Raw genomic sequence first — 22,846 nt, forward strand, 5'->3', positions numbered from 1 at the left:
TACATAGTTAACACATTAAATTTTTCTGAATAAATTGTGACGAATCAGTCGAAAAATGTAAATTCCTTTGCGATCATTTCAGCCACTTTTATTCCATCCATCGCTGCCGAAGTGATTCCGCCTGCATATCCTGCACCTTCTCCACACGGGTAAATCCGCAGATTTTCAAGGTGAAGTTCCTGATTTCTAGGAATTCGAACAGGAGAAGATGTACGGCTCTCCACGCCAGATAACACCGTGTCATCTTTTGCAAAACCATGTATTTGTCTGTCGAACACTTTTATTCCTTCTTCAATAGAATCACCAATTTCTTTTGGAAAAATTGCACGAACATTCGCAAACGTGTACGCTCCCTTTATCTGAGGTTCAATTTTTCCGAAATGCTCTGTAACTTTATTCTCACAAAAATCTCCAAAGCACTGTACCGGGACCGCTCCTTTTCCCACCTGATACGCCCGTTCTTCCAGCAATTGCTGAAATCTAACGCCAGCCAGTGGATGCTCCGAACCATAATCTTTAGGTGTTACTGTCACAATGATCGCACTATTTGCATTTTTCCCATCCCGCGCATGATAACTCATTCCATTTACGGCGAGCCGACCTTCCTCAGAGGAAGCATTGACGACATATCCTCCCGGACACATGCAGAACGAATAAACACCTCTTCCATTTTCCAAATTTGCTGCCACTTTATATGGAGCGGCAGGGAGATCGTAAGGTACATTTTCACCATACTGAGCACAATTTATCATTTCCTGGTCATGCTCAACTCTGACACCTACTGCGAATGATTTAGCGATCATCGGAATCTGTCTTTCATAGAGCATGGAAAAAGTGTCTCTGGCGCTGTGCCCGATTGCCAGTACAAGTATCTCTGCCGGGCAGCGGATACTTTCAGCATCAGTTGTCACCGTGATTGCCGTAAGCTTTCCGTCTTCCACATGAATATCCGTCATCTGACTGTGAAAATGTACTTCACCGCCCCAATCTAAAATCCGCTGTCTCATATTTTTTACAACTGTAATCAAAAGATCGGTTCCAATATGTGGTTTATGACTGTACAGGATGTCCTTTGGCGCACCGTTTTCCACAAAGATTTCCAGCACTTTCCGGTTCCTTCCAACTGGATCTTTGACAAGTGTATTTAGTTTTCCATCTGAAAATGTTCCTGCACCGCCCTCTCCGAACTGTACATTGGAGTTCGGATTTAGAATCTGTTCGTTCCAAAATCGTTCCACATCTTTTTTTCGTTCCTCTACAGAAGCGCCACGTTCATATACAACCGGACGATATCCATGCTCGGCAAGCAAATATGCGCAAAATAATCCTGCCGGTCCGCTTCCGATGACCACCGGTCGGTGTTCCATCTTCTTGGTACCGGAATTTGGAAAGTCATAAGGTGTCTCGTGGATGAGTGTCACCTGATTTCCTTTTTGACGTCTCATAATCTTTTGCTCATTTGAAACCTCCACATCCACGGTGTAGACATACATAATATTGGGTTTCTTTCGGGCATCAATGGACTGTTTGCGAATTTTTAAAGATAGTACCTCTTTTTCAGAAATACGAAGTATTTTTGTTGCCTTTTGAACCAACTCCTCTTTGCCCTTATCTGGAGTCAGTTTTATCTGATTGATTCGAATCATCTTTCCATTCCTTTCGCCGCGTGCTTCCCGGCAAGAAAACCAGTTGCCCACGCCCATTGTAAATTATATCCTCCGCAGATTCCGTCAATATCCATCAGTTCTCCTGTGATATATAAGTCTTTCACAAGAACAGACTCCATCGTAGCCGGATTTATCATATCTGTGCGTACTCCACCGGCACAAACCTGTGCCTGTTCAAAAGGATTTGTCTCCTCGATCTCCACCTGAAAATGCTTACACAGAGAAAACAATTTTTCCCATTTATCAGATCGGATTTCGGAAGCTTTTATATGCAATGGGATATATGCCTGCTTTAAAAACAACTCGCTTAGCTTACGATTAAATATCCCTACAAAGAAATCCTCTGCCGTTCTATCAGCATGTTGTCGTTTTCGTTCTTCCATCAATATGCAAAACTCGTTGTCATCAGCCTCAGGGAAAAAATCAATCTCTGCTTCTACCAACTTCTTCTCTTTGAGCGCCTTTGCTGCAAATCTGCTGATCTGAAAAACAGGAATGCCGGAAATACCGTAGTTTGTAAGCTGAAGCTCTCCTGTGTCAGCAGCCTGACAATCTCCGTCGACCAGCACGGATACCTTCGCATTTGTGCGAACGCCCGCCACCTGTTTAAAATAGGTGCCTTTCCCGCGAAGTTGTACAAGTGCAGGGACAACCGGAGAAATCGTATGACCAAATTGTTTTGCCAATGCATAGCCACTTCCGTCAGACCCCAATACTGCGGCTGCCTTACCACCTGTCGCCAAAATTACCGCATCCGCACAATATTTTTTGTTTCCCGCCACAACTGTAAATTGCTCTTTTTTTTGTGAAACGGAAGTTACATGCTCATTTAGAATAACATCGACTGAAAGTTTTTCCAATTCCATCACAAGGACATCCAACACTGCGGATGCCTGTTCTGAAACAGGGTAGATATACCCCTGTCTGCTTTTTGTGAGAACACCTAACGACTCAAAAAAGGAAACTGTCTCTTTATAGCCAAATTTCTTTAACACAGTATCGACAATCGAGAGATCTTCACCGCGGAAACATTCTGCTACCATATACTCATTGGTCAAATTACATTTTCCGTTTCCGGTAGATAAGATTTTTTTTCCGAGTTTATTCTGATGTTCTATAATTGTCACCTTCGCGCCTTCTCTTGCGGCCGAAATTGCAGCGACCATTCCGGAAGCTCCTCCGCCTACGATGATTACATGTCTTTTTTTCATAACTGTACGATTCCTTTTCTCACTAAATGTTCCAAAGACATGAGAATCCCAAGTTTTGCGTGCGGCCAGGTAAGTCCTCCCTGAAAATAAACTGCATATGGAGGTTTGATCGGTCCGTCGGCACTTAGTTCAATAGATGAACCTTGTACAAATGCTCCGGCAGCCATGATCACATCACTGTCATATCCAGGCATTGCCCAAGGTTCCGGTGATACATAGCTGTCAACCGGTGCGGCAGCCTGAATTCCCTGACAGAATGCGATAACACCTTCCGGTGTGCCAAGTTCCACTGCCTGTATAATGTCATGCCTGCTTTCTGTGCTGTTTGGAATCACAGAAAAGCCAAGTTTTTCGTAGATGTTTGCCGCAAAAATGGCGCCTTTTAATGCGCTTCCGACAACCGTTGGTGCAAGGAAAAAGCCCTGATAAAAAGACTGCATCACCCCAAGTGAAGCCCCTACTTCTTTTCCAAGTCCCGGCGACGTCAAACGATAAGCACAGTTTTCAATGTATTCCTCTTTACCGGCTATGTAACCGCCAATCGGCGCCAGTCCGCCACCTGGATTTTTGATAAGTGATCCGACAATCAAATCTGCCCCCACATCACTTGGCTCGATTGTCTCCACAAACTCTCCATAACAGTTGTCGACCATACAGATTACATCTGGTTTAATCTTCTTCACAAATGAGATCAATTGTCCAATCTGTGCAACGGAAAAGCTTGGACGTGTCTGATATCCTTTCGATCTCTGAATTGTGATCAGTTTTGTCTTCTCATGAATTGCTTTTTTGATATTTTCATAGTCAAATGTGCCATCCGCTAACAGATCTACCTGTCGGTATGTGATTCCATATTCCGAAAGAGAACCCTTTGATTTGCGAATCCCAATTACTTCCTCCAGTGTGTCATACGGTTTTCCAACCGGAGAGAGCAATTCATCTCCCGGTCTTAGATTGGCGCTCAGTGCAAGTGCAAGTGCATGTGTCCCACAGGTAATCTGCGGACGTACCAAAGCAGATTCTGTGTGAAATGTTTTTGCATAAACTTCTTCCAGCGTGTCACGTCCCTGATCATTGTATCCGTATCCGCTTGCATAATTAAAGCAGGCTTCATTGACACGACTTTCCTGCATCGCGCGAATCACTTTCAATTGATTAAATTCTGTCACCTTGTCAATTTGATCAAAACGATCTTCCAGTGACTTTTCTATTTCTTTTCCAAACTGATATACTTTTTCTGAGATTCCAAGCTCTCTATACATCTCTGTCATTTCAAACATATATAAGGTATCCTTTCTTGTATTTTCGTAATCATCATATCTACGACTTTGGCTTCATTATGATCATATTGACTTTTATCGATCCAGATCACATCACGTTCTCTTCGAAACCAAGTGAGCTGCCTCTTTGCAAAATGCCGTGTGTCTCGTTTTAAAATATAGATTGTTTCCTCAAGCGTGCAATCGCCGTCAAGATAGTCCAAAATCTCTTTATAACCAAGTCCTTGCATGGAGACCATATCTTTTGTATATCCCCGTTCTTTTAACGACTGAACTTCCTCCAATAATCCATCCTGCACCATCTGATCCACACGCAGATTGATGCGGTCATACAAAAGTTTTCGATCATCTGTCAAAACGAAGTAGCAGAAATCATAAGGTGACTCCTTTGTACGTTCTGTCTCATTATGCTCGGAGATTTTCTGTCCGGTCTGCTTGAAAAACTCCAATGCCCGAATAACACGTTTTACATTGTTTGCATGAATCGTTTCAGCAGATTTTTCATCCACCTTTCGAAGTTCTTCATGGAGATATTGGGCACCTTTTTCTTTTGCAAGCCGTTCTAATTCTTCTCGGTAAGAAGAGTCTTCATTGCTTTCTGTAAAGTCAATGTCATAGAGTAATGCCTGAATGTAAAATCCGGTTCCACCTACCACAATTGGAATATGTCCATTTGCGTAAATCTTTTCCATTGCCTGTTTTGCCATCTCCTGAAAACGCACTACATGAAATTCTTCATCCGGTTCTAGCTCATCAATCAAATAATGAGGTACTCCCTGCATCTCTTCTGAGCGGATCTTGGCGGAACCGATGTCCATATATTTGTAAACTTGCATGGAATCGGCTGAAATGATCTCCCCACCGATTTTCTTTGCAAGCTCGATAGACGCTTTTGTTTTGCCGACTGCCGTCGGTCCTGTTAAAATAATAATTGGTTTCTTCATAGTTATCCCTACACAATTCTTTTGAATTTCTTTTCCAGTTCTCGTTTTGTCATGGCGATAATCGTCGGTCTTCCATGCGGACAGTGATATGGATTTTCAAGCTCCAAAAGTTCGCCGATCAAAGTTTCTACCTCAGCGGCAGATAGACGGGAATTTCCTTTCACTGCTGCCTTACAGGACATCGATGCAACTTTTTCAGCAACAATATCCGGTGCAAGAGACGAATGAATTCCGTCGACAAGCTGGTCCAGCATCTCTGTAAACAATTCTCTTTTTGCAATGCTGAACAGATTGTCAGGAACCGCTCGAATTGCGTATGAATCTCCACCAAACGGCTCAATCTCAAATCCAATATTTGTAAAAATATCCATATGTGTATTCAGCGCTTCTTCCTCCTGCATGGAAAGATTCAGGATGATAGGCGGGCTTAAATATTGAGAAGTAAACTCCCTGTCTTTCATGCCGCGAAGCGTCTTTTCATACAACACGCGTTCATGGGCTGCATGTTGGTCAATGATATAAAGCTGTTCATGAAACTCCACAAGCCAGTAAGTCTCAAATAGCTGTCCGATAATCTTGTATTCCTGTGCTGCTTTTTTTGTAAGCAGCTTCTCCTCGAAGAAATCCAACTGCTTTTCTGTTACAACCGACTTCTCCTCTCTTGGCGCAACCGCCTGTTCAGGCATTGGTTCTTTTGCAACTGTCCGCTGTTCAGGCACCGGTTGTTTTACAGCTGCCACTTGGCTTGCAGGCAAAGCTTCATAGTTCACGTTTTCTTGAACGACTGATGGCGCAGGAGTTGGTTTTACTTTCGTCACTTGCTGATGGTATGCTGTTACCCTCTCCCGCATTTTTTTCATAAAATAATCCAGATTTTTTTCTTCCTCTATAACCGGTGTTTTTCTTTCTTCTCTGACTGGCGTCATTGGTTGTTCTTGTTTTCGCTCGACAATTTTTTCTGCTTTCACAGGAACTTCTTTTGCCTCAGGAAGCTCCACTCTTGGAATCAGTTCCGGTTCACTTAATGTCTGCTTCAGAGCATTGTAGATAAAATTGTACACGCCCTGCTGATTGCTGAAACGAAGTTCCATCTTCGTCGGATGCACATTGACATCCAAGTCGGTTCCGTCCATTGTAAAGTGCAACGCCGTAAACGGATACTTGTGCTGCATCGTAAAATCTTTATAAGCATCTTCGATTGCCTTTGCAATGATGTTGCTTTTGACATAACGTCCGTTGATAAAATAGTTCTCGTAATTTCGATTCCCGCGGGAGATGATCGGTTTTCCGATGAATCCCTGTACCTGTATTCCGTCAATCCTTTCGTTGGTTTCCAATAGATTATTGGCAATATCCCGCCCAAATACATGATAAATAATATCTTTTAATTTCCCGTTTCCGGAAGTGTGCAGTTTTTCCTGACCATTGTTGATGAATTGTATAGATACCTCCGGATGAGACAATGCAAGTCTTGTCATCAGTTCACTGACATGACTTGCCTCCGTCATCGGCGTTTTTAAAAATTTTCTTCTTGCAGGTGTATTATAAAAAATCTGATGTACAAGAAAAGTCGTTCCATCCGGTGCACCCGTGTCTTCTATAGATTTTTCTGCGCCGCCCTCAATCCGATAACGGGTACCGGTAACTTCATCTTTTGTCTTTGTAATCAGTTCTACCTGTGCGATCGCAGCAATACTTGACAGCGCCTCTCCTCGGAATCCAAGTGAAGCCACCGTGCTCAGATCGTCTACAGAGCGGATTTTGCTGGTAGAATGACGCAAAAACGCAAGCGGAACTTCTCCTTTTGGAATACCGCATCCATTGTCTGTAATGCGTATAAAAGAAATGCCACCCTCTTTAATCTCCACAGTGACCGCACTTGCCCCTGCATCAATAGCGTTTTCTACCAACTCTTTTATAATAGAAGCAGGACGCTCAATTACCTCTCCCGCTGCAATTTTATCGATTGTAATTTGATCTAAAACTTGAATATTTACCATAAATGCTTCCTCTTTTCACAATTACCATCTGTTCTTCAGCTTGTTCTGCAGACGATGAATCGTATTCAGTGCATCCATCGGAGTCAGATGTGCAACATCAAGCTCTTCCAGTTCTTTTAAGACATCATCATCCTTTACCGTGTCAAACAGCGACATCTGTGCCAGATCCACCTCATCGTATTTTTTCATTTTCTTTTTCGTATCCGCAGACTGCACGGAAATGTCACGTACTCTTGTTGTGATATCAGCCTCACTTAGTTCACTTACAATTTCTTTTGCCCGTGCAATAACAGATTCCGGCACGCCGGCAAGCTTTGCAACTTGAATTCCATAGCTTTTGTCTGCTCCGCCTTTCACAATTTTTCGCAGGAAAACAATATCGTCTCCTTTTTCTTTGACGGCGATACAATAGTTATTCACACTGTCAATCTTTCCTTCCAGTTCTGTCAGTTCGTGATAATGTGTTGCAAAAAGTGTCTTTGCCCCCAACAGTTTACCGTTACTGATATGTTCCACAACTGCCCAGGCAATACTAAGACCGTCAAAAGTACTTGTCCCACGTCCGATTTCATCTAAGATTAAGAGACTTTTGCTTGTGGCATTTCGCAAAATATTTGCAACCTCTGTCATCTCCACCATAAATGTACTCTGTCCGGATGCAAGATCATCAGATGCTCCCACACGGGTAAAAATACGATCTACAATTCCGATATTCGCTGTCTCCGCAGGCACGAAAGAACCGATCTGTGCCATGAGAACAATCAGCGCTGTCTGACGCATATAAGTGGACTTTCCTGCCATATTCGGTCCTGTAATAATGGACACACGATTCTTTTTATCATCCAGATAGGTGTCGTTTGCAATAAACATATCATTTGGAATCATCTTCTCCACAACCGGATGACGTCCGTTTTTTATGTCGATGACGCCCTTTTCGTTAATCTTCGGACGCACATAGTTGTTGCGTTCTGCGACGAGTGCCAATGATGCAAACACATCGATCTGCGCGATTGCCTTCGCTGTCTTTTGAATTCGAACGACCTCATCTGCAATCGTGTCTCGAACATTGCAATACAGTTCATATTCCAACGCATACAGCTTATCTTCTGCGCCTAAAATAGTATCTTCCAATTCTTTCAATCTCGGAATGATATAGCGCTCTGCATTGGCGAGTGTCTGTTTTCTTGTATAGTAATCCGGGACAAGTTCCTTGTAAGAATTCGTCACCTCTAAATAATAACCAAATACTTTATTGTACTTGATTTTTAAATTTTTGATGCCTGTCTTTTCCCGCTCTTCTGTTTCCAGTTCAGCAAGCCAGGTCTTTCCTTCCGTCTTTGCATTGCGAAGCTTATCTACATCCGGGTGATAGCCTTCTTTGATAATACCGCCCTCTTTCATTGCAAGCGGCGGTTCCTCGCAGATTGCATGCTGAATTAACTGGCACAACTCTTCAAGTGTATCCAGTTCTTCATATAATTCTTTCAAAAGTGGAGTCTTCATATCTCCCAAAATATATTTGATATGCGGAAGCATCTCCAAAGAACTTTTAAATGCAATCAAATCTCTTGGATTTGCTGACTGGTAACTGATCTTACTGATCAGACGTTCCAAGTCATATACCGGTGTTAAATATTCCCGGATCTCTTCTCTGGAAATCGCATCATCTTTTAACTCACCTACTGCATCTAGTCGCTTTATGACCTCTTCTTTATGAATAAGTGGTTGTTCCACAAAACTTCTAAGTGTTCTGGCTCCCATTGCAGTCTTCGTCTTATCAAGCACCCATAACAGAGATCCTCTTTTTTGCTTTTCACGTAAAGTCTCACACAGCTCCAGATTTCGTCTGGATGAGCTGTCAAGCAGCATGTATTTTCCGGTTGTGTAACTGATGATGCCTGTCAAATGTGCAAGTGAAGTCTTCTGCGTCTCATACAGATATTGAAGCAGTGCTCCGGCAGCGATCAGACCACAGTTATAATCTGTCAGTCCAAGCCCTTCCAAAGAAGATACTTTAAAATGATCTTTTAATACTTTTGTACACATCGCATCATCAAAATACCATGTATCTAACGAATAAATCGTAATCCCCAGCCGATTTTTCAGATCCTCAAGATCCAATCCGCTCATATAAAGAGATTCATTGCAGATGATCTCAGAGGGAGAAAATTTTGCAATCTCATCCCCAAGCTTTCTCCCACTGTCGAGTTCTGTCACAAAATAATCTCCGGTAGACACATCTGCTACCGAAAGTCCATAGCGGTCGGCAATGTAAACGATACACATAATATAATTATTTTTTGTCTCATCCAACGCTTGTGTGTTAATATTGGTTCCCGGTGTCACAATGCGGACCACTTCACGTTTCACGATACCTTTTGCAAGTTTTGGATCTTCCACCTGCTCGCAGATTGCTACTTTATAACCCTTTTGTACCAGTTTTGTAAGATATCCCTCCACAGCATGATAAGGAACGCCGCACATCGGTGCCCGTTCCTCAAGTCCACAGTTTTTTCCGGTTAATGTAATGTCCAGCTCCTTTGTGACGGTAAGCGCATCATCAAAGAACATTTCATAAAAATCGCCTAATCTATAAAATAAGATGCAGTCTTTGTACTGTTCTTTTGTCTCCATATATTGCTGCATCATAGGGGTTAATTCTGCCACGTTGTTTCTCCTTTGTATTCTGTCATTCTAATGATACAGAGTAAAGTATAGCGGAAAATCAAAAAAAATACAAATGGAAAACCAGATTTTTTTACAGCACATGATATTTCGGTTTCTCCTCTCCATAAATCCAATGTAAAAGATAGCCACTCAAAAAAATCCCAAGTGCACATAGACCGGAGAAAATAATTGTAAACGGAAGACAGATTTGACCGAACAGCTGAAATGGCTGATCACTGTAATCCCAGACAGCCCAACCAAGCCATTTATTGACGATTATTCCTGTGATGAACTCTCCCGCAGTCACGAATATCGTGCATCGGAGTACCTGCATCCAAAGAGGATCACTCCATTTTACTGCCATCCCCTGTACTCCAAAAAACAGCAGACAAAATCCTCCAAGCAAAAACATAGACCAATGCGAAAAACCGCGAAAAATCATTTCAAACGTGTAGTACAGAGTCCCTCCAAGCGTCCATAAAAATAAATATTCACTGAGTTTTTTCATTAAAAAACGTCCTTCCCATGTAATTTCCATATTACATAGTTTGGACGCTTTTTTTTAAATTATAGTTGGAAGTTATTTCATTTCTCCAAGATAATAAAATCCTTTGCATTCTTTCAGATTGACATCAACAATTTTCCCGATAAGGCTTTCATCCCCCTTAAAATGAACCAAGATGTTATTGCTCAGACGACCTGTCACAAGTGAGTCGTCATGATCGTTCATAGATTCGACCAAAACAGGCTGTGTGGTTCCTTCATGTACACTACACACCGCTGCGGAAATCTCCTGAACTTCTTTTAGCAGACGGTCAAAACGACCTTTCACAACATCGTCAGGTATCTGCTCCTCCATAATGGCAGCAGGTGTTCCAGTACGTTTGGAGTAGATGAAGGTAAATGCACTGTCATAACGAACCTTTTTCACGACATCCATTGTCTCTAGAAAATCTTCCTCTGTCTCTCCTGGGAATCCGACAATGATATCCGTTGTCAGCGAGATATCCGGCACAGCTTCTTTGATTTTGCGGACTAACTCCAAATACTGCTCTTTTGTATAATGCCGATTCATCTTTTTCAGAATCTCAGTACTTCCTGACTGAACCGGAAGATGTAGATGTTTACAGATCTTCTTAGAGTGGCGCATCACCTCAATCAATTCATCGGATAAATCTTTTGGATGAGAAGTCATGAAACGGATTCGTTCCAATCCTTCAATTTTTTCAATTTCCTGCAAAAGCTCAGCAAAAGTCATCGGATCATCCAGATTTTTCCCATAAGAATTGACATTTTGTCCAAGCAGCATCACTTCCATAACACCGTCGGCAACAAGCGCTTCAATCTCCCGAATAATATCTTTTGGATTTCGGCTCCGCTCACGCCCACGGACATATGGAACGATACAATAACTACAGAAATTATTGCATCCAAACATGATATTGACTCCGGATTTGAATGAGAACTTACGCTCACTTGGAAGATCTTCTACAATCTTATCCGTATCTTTCCAGATATCAATGACCATTCTCCCTGACTCGAAACGAGTGGCAATAAGTTCTGCAAATTTATAAATATTATGTGTTCCGAAAATCAAATCTACAAAGCGATAACTTTTCTTTAATTTTTCTACAACTTCCGGTTCTTGCATCATGCATCCGCAAAGTCCGATCATCATGTGTGGATTGGATTTTTTGACATGTTTCAGCTGACCAAGACGTCCGTAAACACGCATATTTGCATTTTCACGTACTGTACATGTATTGTAAATGACAAAATCCGCTTTGTCTTCATCAGGTTCCTCCACATATCCAATCTGTTCGAGCACACCGACAAGTTTTTCTGAATCCCTTGCATTCATCTGACATCCGAATGTTGTCACACAAAACGTCAATGGTCTTTGCAGTTCATCTGATATCTGTTTCACATAAGCACGTGCCTTTTTCATAAAATAATATTGGCGCTCCGGCTCATTAACCGGCGCCTCATTTGTTATATCGATTGTCTCTAAATAAGTCTCTATATTTTTCAATGTATATGTATCCTTTCGTAATTTATTATATGAACCGATTCTGTGCCGGATCATATTCATAGTCAATCTCTGCAAGTCGCTTTGTCAAGGTTTTCCGGTCAATCTGAAGTTCCTCACAAAGCAAATCCAAATTGGAATAATAATCCCGCAGTTTAGTGTTGATTACACTCAACAGGAGCATAGGGTCTTTTGGTAATTCTTCAAACATAATAAGTCTCCTCCGTAATAATTCCGTCCGGTCGAATATCATAACTGTCTGTGGGAATGGAATCCACTACCTGAAATTCAAACGCAAGAGCAAGTGTTCGATATTGCTGATGCTTTATGAGATATTTATCATAAAATCCTTTTCCATATCCGATCCGGTTCCGATTCCGGTCAAACGCACTTCCAGGTAAGAGCACAAGCACCGAGTCACCTTTCGCCTTCTTTTTCGTGACAGGTTCCCAAATACCTGAATATCCTTTTTCAAGCTCATCAAACCTTTGCACATAATAGAATTCCATATCATCTCCACATACTTTCGGAACTGCTGTCTTTTTGTTCAGTTCCCATGCTTTTTCTATGATACGGCGAGTACCGACTTCACGACGGTAATCCATGTAGCAATAAATCTCTCTTGCTTCCACAAAGAATGGGTGTTCCATCAAACGTTTCACAATGAGATCGCTTTTGAACTCCCATTCTTCCTGCGTCATATGCGTTCGCTTTTCTAAAATGCGTGCTCTAATGTCCCTTTTTGTTTCCATATTTCTCACCAAGATTTGTAATCGAACCGTCCAATTCCTGGATAGAGATATTATCTAACTGTCCCCGCAGATTTCGCTTGAAAGAATCAACAAATTCTCTTCTTAACACTTTCTGCTCTTTTTTTTCTGCATCGGTCAGTCCGACTGTTTTGGATTTTTTATATAGTTCATTAATTCGCTGAATTTTTTCGTCTGTCATTTTCTTTTGTTCCTTCCTTCTAATACTTCTCTTATATTACACTATATTCTTTTTGAAGTCTACCATCTATTCCAGGGCAGTAAAATATTTTAACTGGAATAATTTTCTAAGAATCCGTAAACTTCTCCGATAGTATCTGCCTTTTTCCCTTTTTTTACTTCCTCTTGAATCCGCTCCGGCAGATACTGTATTTCAATTGTCGTATATTCATAGACCGTCTTTTCATCGGATAAATATACGATAATATAGCCGTCTTTCTCTTTGATAAAATACCCTTCTTCTTTTTGAGCAGATCCTTTTGTCTCTATTACGTTTTCCTGCTTTTTCTGAATCGATTTTTGTTTTACCTCCAATTTACGCATTGCACGATCATAACTCAACTGATATGCACATACAAGAACTAACGTAAACACGATCATTCCAATCAAAAAACCAATACCATATCTTTTTTTCATAAGGACAACTCCTTTTTATTATACAGTATTGGTTTTCTTTTCTATTTTATACAAGCATATAGAGATTTCTTTCTATGATCAATCCTTCTCGTTCTTCATAATCATAACGCTCGCTTTCTTTCATACATGCATATACAAATGCATGAGCAAGCTCTAATGATTCTTCAAGTGACTTATTGTTTAAATATGCCCCCACAAATACACCGTCAAACGTATCCCCGGTTCCGTGGTATTCACAGGCAAGGCACTCTTTTTCAAACAGTTGCATCTCTCCGTTCTCGTAGAGGACAATTCCCTTTCTTCCAGAAGCGCAGGGAACGCTTGTCATAACAATTTTTTTTGCTCCGGCTTTTTCCAAATCCTGACAAATTGTAAGAATTGTTTCCTGTATCATATTTTCTGAGCAGGAAGTTTGGGTGAGAAGACATCCTTCTGTAATATTCGGCATGATAATACTTGCATACGGAAGGAGCCGTCTCATAGATTCGCCATAAGAGCTGTCAAAATTCGTATAATATCTGCCGTGATCTCCCATGATCGGATCAATAATAACTTCTGTGTCGGGAAAGCAGGAAAGAAAATATTCAACTGCCTCAATCATACCCTCACTGCCTAAATATCCGACAAATATCAAATCGAACGTCACCTGATTTGCAACATAGTGATCCGCACATTCCCGAATATATGTTGTCGATATCTTTTCCATGGCAGGTTTTCCATATCCCCCTGTATGGGTGGATAGTAAAATCGTCGGAATTGGGCAAGCCTCAATCCCCATGACACTCAGAACCGGAACCATATTGGTCAACGCCGCTTTTCCGACGCCGCATAAATCATGTAACAATGCCACCTTTTTTACTGGTCTCATTTTATGCATACTCCTCTTTTACCAAATGTAATTTTTGAAACAAGGAAAGCAGTGTGCTTCCTTTTGGAAGTGCTAAGATCTCTTCTTGGGAAAGACCTCCAAACTTCAGCAATGACACACCATATACAACCACAGCTACAAGCAAAGCAATGATCACCGCAATATTTTGACTCATCACAAGATTACACAGGAAGTAGATTACTAATGCCACAACTCCCATAACAACTGCTGCAACAGCAGGAATCAGGAATGTCTTCTCCACCTCCTGATGATAAGCAGCCTCGCGCTTAAGTGCACGTGCATTTAAAATACACATTGAAAGCGAGAAGATGATATTACTTGCCACAACCGCATAGATTCCCATCTTAAAAATCACAAGCATGATAAACAGACCGGCCAAATGGATACAAAGGGAAATCGCGCCATGTTTTACCGGTGTTGTCATCTTGTTTAATCCCTGCAGAATTGCATTTGTCACAGTAGACATGCAATAAAATACAACTGTGATTGCTCCAAGTCTCAGCATGTTCGCTGAAATATCGATATTTCCGTTAAATAACAACGCTAAAATCGGGTTCGCCAATACAAGGAATCCTACAAAACTCGGAATGGCAATCATCATGGAAAATCGAATAGACATTGAAATCTTACTGTGAATCTGTTTTTTATCTCCGATTGCCACCGCAGCTGTAAGACTTGGAATCAAAGATGCTCCTAGTGCGTTTGCCACTGCAAGCGGAATGTTGATCAACACATTGTAATGTCCACTGAAACGTCCCAATAAGTCCGAACGTTCTGCCAATGAATGTCCCTGTGCCGCCATGATGCTTCCAAACATCCCTATGTCAATTGTCTCACTGATATTGTAAATTGCCGTACTCAAAATAACAGGAGCAATTGTCATCAGGAGAATTTTGTAAATCTCGCTATACCCTTCTGTTTTAAGGCTGCGATCTCGTTTGAGTTGCTTTTTGATTGTCGGCGAATAAATTTTCAAGACAAACAGTAAGAACAATAATCCAAACAGCGCTCCGCACACCGTTCCAAGCGTTCCTCCTGCTGCTCCATATGCATATGCCACAGAGTCATTGCTCGCTTTTTCTGCCACTTTTTTCCCCATCTCAAGCAGATAGCTCGCCCCGATAATACTGATGACAGCATTGACAATCTGTTCTAAAATCTGTGAGATTGCAGTTGGCATCATCGTCCCCATTCCCTGGAAAAATCCACGTAAGACTCCCATTACAGCTACAATCAGAAGTCCCGGTGCCAACACACGAAGTGCATAGGCGCTCAGTTCCATGGACATAATCGTTTTCGCAATAAAATCTGAGAAAAAGAAAACGATGCAGGCAACAACACTCCCGACGATAAAAGCAAACCAAAGTGCACCTTTAAAAATACGCATAGCATTTTTCCGCTCACCTTTAGACACCCTTGCAGAGATCAGCTTTGAAACTGCTAACGGAAGACTGTAGGAAGTCAGAAGCAGTGCAATGTTGTAAATAGAAAACGCAGTGGCATAAAATCCCTGTCCTTCTGTCCCCAAAATATTTGTTACCGGAATGCGATATGCAATCCCGATGATTCTTGTAATAATTCCTGCAACAGCGAGAATCATTCCCTGCATTAAGAAACTATTGTTTTTCTTTTGTTTTTCTATCATAAATCTCCTCACTACCTTCTGCTAACGCAATATTTGCAGACGTTCTAATATTTCCGCCTGCTTTCTTTCCATCACCGCCCGCTCTTCTTCTTCCATATGATCAAAACCAAACAGATGAAGCATACTGTGCGCAATCAAGAAAGCGTATTCCCGTTCAATGGAATGTCCGTATTCTTCTGCCTGTGAAACTACTTTTTCTTTTGAAATGACAATGTCTCCAAGCATCAGCTCTCCGCTCTCCGGATTAAAATACTCAAGGGCATCTTCCAGAAAAGAAAATGATCCTGCTGTCTCATAGTCTACCATCGGGAAGGAAAGTACATCCGTCGCGCGGTCAATTCCACGAAAATTACGGTTCATCTCCTGAATCTCATCATTCATTGTCAAAAGCAGATTCACCTCTGCCTCATACGGGCATTTTGCATAATCCAAAGCCATCTCAATTACTTTTACCGCAAGTTCTTCGCAAGGAAGCGAAAGCTTCAAACTGCCCTCTTCTTCAAATAATAAAGTCATTATTTTCTCCTTTTGTCTCTCGGACGTTCTTTCTTTTGTTCAAATTCTTCGTACGCTTTTACAATCTTCTGCACCAAAGGATGTCTGACAACATCTTTGCTGGATAAATTACAGATTGTAATATCATCAATATTGCGAACTACTTTTGTCGCAATATCCAATCCGGACACCATTCCGGATGGAAGGTCTTTTTGTGTGGAGTCTCCTGTAATTACCACTTTTGAGCCAAAACCGATTCTGGTCAGAAACATCTTCATCTGAGCAGGTGTCGTATTTTGTGCCTCGTCCAAAATAATAAATGCATTGTCTAGCGTACGCCCTCTCATGTACGCTAAAGGAGCCACTTCAATCAACCCTTTTTCGGAATTTTTGATAAAACTCTCTGCCCCCATAATTTGATACAGAGCATCATACAATGGTCTTAAGTACGGATCAATCTTACTTTGCAGATCGCCCGGAAGAAAACCAAGTTTTTCTCCCGCTTCAATAGCCGGACGTGTCAAGATGATTCTTCCCACTTCGTTGTTTTTAAACGCCGTAATTGCCATTGCCATCGCAAGGTATGTCTTTCCGGTTCCCGCAGGTCCAAGTCCGAATACGATCATTTGCTTTCGGATTGCATCCACATATTTCTTCTGCCCGAGCGTCTTCGGCTTAATTGGTTTCCCCTGCAAAGTATGACAGATAATATCCTTATCAATCTCTACGATTCCCTTTTCATTGTCCTCAAAGACCAGTGAAATCGCATAGTCTACATTCTGTTCTGTAATGGTGTTGCCTCGCTTTGACAGCTCCGCAAGCTGCTCCAGCACTCGTTTTGCCTGATTCACACGCTGGGCTTCTCCTAAAATTTTCGTATGTCCATCCCGTGCGATTAATGTCACTTGTAAAGTACGTTCTATCTTCTTTGCAAATGCATCAAACTGCCCGAATATATTCTTTTCATGTGCAACAGGTATTTCAATGAATTCTTCCAGTATACTCATTTGCCTATCCCTTTCTATTTTCATAATCTTTTTTATTGTATCACAGAAAATCACTAGAAATCAATCATTTCCGTTTCGTTGTGTTGACCAATTTTCTCCTGAATTCGGAGCGTTCCTTTGGCTTTTGCACTATTTTCTTGTAAATAAATCTTCACATCTTTCTGCAATATCTCTATTTTCTTTTCTTCCAGTTCCTTGCAGAACAACTGAAACTCCTCGCTTAAAAGTATCCTCATTTCTTCTTGTGTGTATACTTTTTCTTTTGATTCATACTGGCGGATTTCTTTAACTCCAAATGATATGGGAATGTAAAAATGCTCCCCGATTTTCAAACGCCACTCACTTGTATAGATCTCCGCTTCCTGATAATGGTTCTTCCACCCTCCCAAAATGCCGAAATAGTTTCCGATCTTGATATAAAAAGCTTTTTTCTTAGCATCCGTATACTTTTTTTCCGAGTGAGAGAAACGATGCTCATTTTCATATTCCAGAGTAGTTTCCGCCTCAATATCTGCATCTGCATTCTGGTAGTGATAATTGACAACTTCTCCTGCATCATTTTTTACTTCGACTTTTCCGGAGACTAATATGTCCCCCTTTTTTACTTCATCGCCCGGCTTGACAAGAGGAACTCCATTTCTTGTGACGATACTCGTAATCCGTCCGTCCTTCTCGGCCACAATGTCATTCGGCGGCTCTTCTTTTGCAGCCTCCATCGGGAATGTGTCTGTATTTTCTTTGACCTGAATCATCAGTCTGGTTCCGGTCACATATGCGGACACCCACACGATATCATCAAATTCTTTTCTGATATCTTTTACGATACGCTCACAATTCACTTTCTTTTTTAACATTCCATGTTCAATGTGTTTGGACTCCAGAAACTCCAAAATAACCTCATCTGTCCTTGTGAAATTTCCTTCAATATGTATATTCCATACAAATAAAGACATGACATAAATAAATATCACACAAAAGAGTATCCCGAAAAAAAATACCTTTCGTTTTCGATACTTGTGAAAAAAAAACGGCAGTCCAAGCCGATTTAAAATTGTCACCTTTGTCCTTGTCTTTTTCAGGATCGGTTTTAATTTTCTAAATCCCCGGATAGTAATAAACATCTCATAGCTGTTTTCTTTTGGCTCAAGCCCCCACAGATAGATTTGCTTACGGCTGCACAAATTTAAGAATCGCTCCGGGGAATATCCGGTTACCTGTATAAGCAGATACCCTTGTATATATCGAATGATTGTATTTAACACTCCTTATCCCCCTTAATGATATTCTATTGAAGTGATACGACCGGTAATTTTCATCTCATCATTTGTGTAATAGTCAATTTGAAGTGATTTCCCAATAATTTTAATCTGACCGATTTTTGTCTGTATGCGAATTAATAAGTCGGTGTATTCAATAATGCCTCTATAATTTTCCACACTCACTTCGTTCTGTCCGGTCATGGTGAGAATCGGGACACCCAGCACTACATCTTTCGGCATATTTGCCGCATCTGCCATGCGATTTATGAATGTTTTCTTTTCCATAAAAATGCCACACATATACTTTTATAGTAGTATATGTGTGGCTCCTGAAAAATATCTATTTTTTCATAAAATGATAATAGAGAAACCCGACTGTATCTGCAAGGAACCATCCAATTGGGATTGCCCACCAGATTCCCACAATTCCGACTGCCGGGATTGCAGAAAGGACGTATGCCAAAAGGACACGTGTCCCCAGCGAAATTATTGTCAATACAATAGAAAACTGTGGTTTCCCAATTCCTCTGTAAAGACCATACAGTAAAAATAAAAATCCGATCAGACAGTAAAAAGGAGATACAATCCGCAAATAGCGAACCCCTTCAAAAATGACCTGTGTCTCAGATGCATCAATAAATAAACGCATGAGAGGTCCCGCAAACAGGACAACCAGTGTGGAAATAACCACACAGGAACCGACAATCAATTTCAATGCAGAATTTTTCCCTTTTTCGATACGTTCCATCTTTCCTGCTCCACGGTTTTGTGCCACATAGGTGGAAAATGCATTCCCAAAGTCCTGCACCGGCATGTATGCGAAACTGTCAATTTTCACAGCAGCTGCAAAACCAGCCATGACAATCACGCCGAAACTGTTCACCAAACCCTGTACCATCAAAATACCGAAATTCATAATCGACTGCTGCACGCTTGTCAAAAGTGACTGATTCACGATCATACAGAACAATTCTCTCTCGCCTTTTAGCATCCGCTTGGAAATACTTACCTCTTTTACCTTCCACAGTGTATAGACTGCAATTCCTGCTGCCGATACTGCCTGCGCGATGACCGTGGCATAAGCTGCTCCGGATACTCCCATCTGAAGCGGAACTACAAATATATAATCCAATACGATATTGATCACCGACGAAATCACCAAAAAAATCAGTGGCGTAAACGAATTTCCCATACTTCTAAGTACGGCGGTGAAATAATTATATAAAAACACAAATCCCATACCACAGATAATGATAAATAAATATGCTCTTGTCATCTGAAAGATACTCGATTCGATATTCAAAAGATGCAGCAGCTGGTCAAGAAATAAAAGACTGGCACCCGTGATCATTACAGTAACCGCCAAAATAAACAGAAAAGACTGAAACATACTTTGTTCCAGCTTTTCTCTCTGTCTTGAGCCGTAAAACCAGGAAAATACAATCCCGCTCCCCATACAAAGTCCGATAATGATTGAAGTAAGAAAGTTCATCGTCATATACGAAGAACCGACTGCGGCCAGCGCATCTGCACCGATAAATTTTCCCACGATCATCGTATCCATCAAATTATATAACTGTTGAAATAAATTGCCTGCGATCAAAGGCAGTGCAAATACTACAATCGCTCTCATCTCATTGCCTGTTGTCAGGTCAATTGCCCCTGTTTTTTTCCTCATATCTCTTTCCTATCTCATCAAATTCAATTCTTCCAAGCCTTACCTCGTCCATCAGATTTGCCATCTCCTCCGGAAGACTCTCAAACAAATATTGTGATGCCGTATTTTGCTGACGATTCAAATGCTCTCTTCGAATCTCTTGATTGACTGTCAAAATTTCCTCCAACAGCCCTTTCGCTGAAATTCGTTGCGCTCCCTGTCCGAGAATAATCATCTGCTCCAACGCATCGGATGTCGCCACTGTCACATGATATTTCTTCCCGATTTCCTGTACTGTCTTCTCAATATACTGATCGGCAGTTTCTGCTTCTTTCGTATACACCACATGAATATTGTGATATTTTTGAACTTCTCCCACATTCCCCGGTACCTTATAAGCATCGAACACCAGAATCAATGTCTGTTTCCGATACCCCTGATAGTTGCTCAGGATATCCATCAATTTCATTCTGGCAGCTTCAATATTAATTTCTGACAACTCTTTCAAATCTTCCCACGCAAAGATGATATTATATCCGTCCACCAACAGATATTCTTTCTCATCCGTCTGCTTTTTGGGGCGTTTCACAGAAGGTTCCGGTGCCTGCACACGTTTGGCAAACACATTCCTCTCCCGTTTCATCGGACCATATGTCCTCTCAAAAATCATTCTTAATTCTTCTTCGTCAATCACAGGAGGCAACTCATAAACAACTGTCTGTTTTTCTTTTGACACTGCTTTTTCACGGCTTTCCGTGTGCATATATTCCTCGACCTGATTCCATTTTACATAAAATCCGGATCCGTGAGAACAAAATACAGACCCTGTCGGTTCTTCCGTATCCGCCTCCGAATCATATCCACAGGAATCGATAACCTCTTCTGCATTGTGACACGGCTCATAGCCTTTCAGAGAACAGAACAACCTTCCATGTCCCCTTGTATACACAATCATCTCCCGCTGATAATCCCGCATAGTGACAACCGGAGCCGTCCCTTTTAAGATTGCCATATCCACTTCCATCTTTGGCGGTTCAAAGACGGCATGCATTCTCTGCAAATCTGTCATAGCACGTCCAACCTGATCTGCCGGAATTTCCAACTGATATTCATAAACCGGTTCCAGTAAAATGCTCTTTGCTTTCTTCAAACCTTGTCGTACAGCACGATACGTTGCCTGCCTGAAATCAACACCTTCTGTATGTTTCTGGTGCGCCCTTCCATTAATCAACGTAATCTTCATATCCGTAATCTCAGAACCGGTCAGAACTCCCTTGTGCGCTTTTTCTTCCAAATGCGTCATAATCAGTCTCTGCCAATTGCGCTCTAGCACATCCTCACTGCAATTCGATGAAAAAACAAGTCCACTTCCGGAGGGAAGCGGTTCCAGTACAAGACGGACTTCTGCATAATGGCGGAGCGGTTCAAAATGTCCTGCCCCCTCCACCGGTTCTGCAATCGTTTCTTTATACACAATATTTCCCGTTCCAAATTCTACATCAACTTGAAATCGTTCCAAAATCATGCTTTTTAAAATCTCAATCTGTACCTCTCCCATAACCTGAGCATGAATTTCATTTAATTGTCTGTCCCAAACAATATGCAGCTCCGGAATCTCTTCTTCCAACTGTTTTAACTTTAAAAACATACCATGGACATCACAGCCCTCCGGCAGTTCAATCTGATAATTCAGCACTGGTGTCAGCATCGGAGCTGCTGCTTCTGATTCTGCACCAAGTCCTTCTCCGGCACGAGTCGTATCCGGTCCGGCAATCACACAGATTCTTCCGGCTTCCACCTCCTCTGTTGTCCGATAAGACGAACCGGAATAAATACGGATTTGATCCACTTTTTCTTCTTCTTTTAAAACCATCTTTACCCGCAGCGAACCACCTGTCACTTTCAGATGTGTCAACCGCATTCCTTGTGCATCTCTTGATATTTTATATACTTTTGCACCAAATGTATCCGCATATTCCGGACAGATTGTATACCGGTCAAACGCTTCTAAAAAGGTATCAATTCCTTCCAGTTTTAAGGCAGAGCCAAAATAACAAGGGAAAATTTTTCGTTTTTGAATCAATTTACGAATCTTGCAGTCTGTAATCGGTTCTCCTTCCAGATAATTTTCCAATACCTCTTCATCACACATAGCGACCGCTTCCAAAAAAGCCTCGCTATCCTTCTCACAGGTAAAATCTATACAGGAAGCAGAAAGACGATTCTGAAGTTCCGCAAGTAACGTTTCCTTATCTGTTCCGGATTGATCCATCTTATTGACAAACAGAAACGTTGGAATCTCATATCTCTTTAAAAGATGCCACAATGTCTGCACATGTCCCTGTACGCCATCTGCACCGCCAATGACAAGAATCGCATAATCCAGCACCTGCAGTGTCCGCTCCATTTCCGCAGAAAAATCGACATGTCCCGGTGTGTCTAAAAAGGTGACCTCCTTCTCTTTTAGATCTACCTCTGCCTGTTTTGCAAAAATCGTGATACCTCTTGCACGTTCCAGCTCAAAGGTATCTAAATATGCATTCCCATGATCCACTCTCCCAAGTGTTCTCGTCTTTCCGCTTACATACAAAATACTTTCTGCAAGGGTTGTCTTTCCGGCATCTACATGGGCCAGCAAACCAACACAAATATGCTCTTTTTTCCCCTTTTTCTCTGTATTTTTCATCAGA

Annotated in this window: 20 protein-coding genes; all 20 read right to left on the minus strand. The window is 41.5% G+C overall.

Translation table 11 applies throughout. From position 1 onward, the window contains the following. Nucleotides 1-44 precede the first annotated feature (44 nt). The 20 genes from AC6I5B_RS09225 to AC6I5B_RS09320 all read right to left on the minus strand — a co-directional run bounded on the left by AC6I5B_RS09225 (nt 45) and on the right by AC6I5B_RS09320 (nt 22,842). Complete coding sequence (locus tag AC6I5B_RS09225) at nt 45-1,646, minus strand: NAD(P)/FAD-dependent oxidoreductase (protein WP_004612572.1); 1,602 nt, start codon at nt 1,644-1,646, stop codon at nt 45-47. After that, nucleotides 1,643-2,878 (minus strand): BaiN/RdsA family NAD(P)/FAD-dependent oxidoreductase, encoded by a 1,236-nt coding sequence (locus AC6I5B_RS09230; protein WP_004612571.1) that lies wholly within the window; start codon nt 2,876-2,878, stop codon nt 1,643-1,645. The genes AC6I5B_RS09225 and AC6I5B_RS09230 overlap by 4 nt, the downstream gene beginning before the upstream one ends. Further along, nucleotides 2,875-4,158, minus strand: a complete 1,284-nt coding sequence (locus AC6I5B_RS09235) for a methionine gamma-lyase family protein (RefSeq protein WP_022251053.1) — start codon at nt 4,156-4,158, stop codon at nt 2,875-2,877. Before AC6I5B_RS09235 ends, AC6I5B_RS09230 begins: the two co-directional genes overlap by 4 nt. Further along, nucleotides 4,146-5,102: a tRNA (adenosine(37)-N6)-dimethylallyltransferase MiaA gene (miaA, locus tag AC6I5B_RS09240; protein WP_071143979.1), complete on the minus strand. Its 957-nt coding sequence runs from the start codon at nt 5,100-5,102 to the stop codon at nt 4,146-4,148. Before miaA ends, AC6I5B_RS09235 begins: the two co-directional genes overlap by 13 nt. 8 nt (nt 5,103-5,110) lie before the next feature. Then, entirely contained in the window at nt 5,111-7,102 is a 1,992-nt protein-coding gene (gene mutL, locus AC6I5B_RS09245) for a DNA mismatch repair endonuclease MutL (protein ID WP_022251051.1), read from the minus strand. 21 nt (nt 7,103-7,123) lie between these two features. Further along, nucleotides 7,124-9,769, minus strand: coding sequence for a DNA mismatch repair protein MutS (gene mutS / locus AC6I5B_RS09250; RefSeq protein WP_497773754.1), 2,646 nt, complete (start codon nt 9,767-9,769; stop codon nt 7,124-7,126). A gap of 91 nt (nt 9,770-9,860) precedes the next feature. Then, entirely contained in the window at nt 9,861-10,277 is a 417-nt protein-coding gene (locus AC6I5B_RS09255) for a putative ABC transporter permease (RefSeq protein WP_044987133.1), read from the minus strand. Between the two features lie 72 nt (nt 10,278-10,349). Next, nucleotides 10,350-11,801, minus strand: coding sequence for a tRNA (N6-isopentenyl adenosine(37)-C2)-methylthiotransferase MiaB (gene miaB, locus AC6I5B_RS09260; protein WP_497773755.1), 1,452 nt, complete (start codon nt 11,799-11,801; stop codon nt 10,350-10,352). A gap of 25 nt (nt 11,802-11,826) precedes the next feature. Continuing rightward, nucleotides 11,827-12,009: a DUF4250 domain-containing protein gene (locus AC6I5B_RS09265; RefSeq protein ID WP_004612562.1), complete on the minus strand. Its 183-nt coding sequence runs from the start codon at nt 12,007-12,009 to the stop codon at nt 11,827-11,829. Further along, the gene (locus AC6I5B_RS09270) at nt 12,002-12,550 is read right to left on the minus strand and encodes a 5-formyltetrahydrofolate cyclo-ligase (protein ID WP_004612561.1); all 549 of its coding nucleotides are present in this window, start codon (nt 12,548-12,550) and stop codon (nt 12,002-12,004) included. Before AC6I5B_RS09270 ends, AC6I5B_RS09265 begins: the two co-directional genes overlap by 8 nt. After that, nucleotides 12,528-12,749 carry a DUF896 domain-containing protein gene (locus AC6I5B_RS09275; protein ID WP_004612560.1) on the minus strand — a complete coding sequence of 74 codons (222 nt, stop codon included), beginning with the start codon at nt 12,747-12,749 and terminating at the stop codon, nt 12,528-12,530. The genes AC6I5B_RS09270 and AC6I5B_RS09275 overlap by 23 nt, the downstream gene beginning before the upstream one ends. A gap of 89 nt (nt 12,750-12,838) precedes the next feature. Then, nucleotides 12,839-13,204, minus strand: a complete 366-nt coding sequence (locus AC6I5B_RS09280) for a hypothetical protein (RefSeq protein ID WP_497773756.1) — start codon at nt 13,202-13,204, stop codon at nt 12,839-12,841. A 46-nt stretch (nt 13,205-13,250) separates the two neighbouring features. Continuing rightward, nucleotides 13,251-14,072, minus strand: a complete 822-nt coding sequence (locus AC6I5B_RS09285) for a pyridoxamine kinase (RefSeq protein ID WP_071143976.1) — start codon at nt 14,070-14,072, stop codon at nt 13,251-13,253. A 1-nt stretch (nt 14,073) separates the two neighbouring features. Then, nucleotides 14,074-15,738 (minus strand): putative polysaccharide biosynthesis protein, encoded by a 1,665-nt coding sequence (locus AC6I5B_RS09290; protein WP_004612556.1) that lies wholly within the window; start codon nt 15,736-15,738, stop codon nt 14,074-14,076. Between the two features lie 21 nt (nt 15,739-15,759). Further along, nucleotides 15,760-16,254: an rRNA maturation RNase YbeY gene (ybeY, locus tag AC6I5B_RS09295; RefSeq protein WP_004612555.1), complete on the minus strand. Its 495-nt coding sequence runs from the start codon at nt 16,252-16,254 to the stop codon at nt 15,760-15,762. Further along, nucleotides 16,254-17,240, minus strand: coding sequence for a PhoH family protein (locus AC6I5B_RS09300; protein ID WP_022250118.1), 987 nt, complete (start codon nt 17,238-17,240; stop codon nt 16,254-16,256). The genes ybeY and AC6I5B_RS09300 overlap by 1 nt, the downstream gene beginning before the upstream one ends. A 53-nt stretch (nt 17,241-17,293) precedes the next feature. Next, nucleotides 17,294-18,502, minus strand: coding sequence for a sporulation protein YqfD (locus AC6I5B_RS09305; RefSeq protein ID WP_071143975.1), 1,209 nt, complete (start codon nt 18,500-18,502; stop codon nt 17,294-17,296). A 12-nt stretch (nt 18,503-18,514) separates the two neighbouring features. After that, complete coding sequence (gene yqfC / locus AC6I5B_RS09310; RefSeq protein WP_004612552.1) at nt 18,515-18,799, minus strand: sporulation protein YqfC; 285 nt, start codon at nt 18,797-18,799, stop codon at nt 18,515-18,517. 40 nt (nt 18,800-18,839) lie between these two features. Beyond that, the gene (locus AC6I5B_RS09315; protein ID WP_004612551.1) at nt 18,840-20,177 is read right to left on the minus strand and encodes an MATE family efflux transporter; all 1,338 of its coding nucleotides are present in this window, start codon (nt 20,175-20,177) and stop codon (nt 18,840-18,842) included. Beyond that, nucleotides 20,152-22,842, minus strand: a complete 2,691-nt coding sequence (locus AC6I5B_RS09320) for an NYN domain-containing protein (RefSeq protein WP_497773757.1) — start codon at nt 22,840-22,842, stop codon at nt 20,152-20,154. The genes AC6I5B_RS09315 and AC6I5B_RS09320 overlap by 26 nt, the downstream gene beginning before the upstream one ends. Nucleotides 22,843-22,846 lie beyond the last annotated feature (4 nt).

The organism is Faecalimonas nexilis (assembly GCF_059731825.1).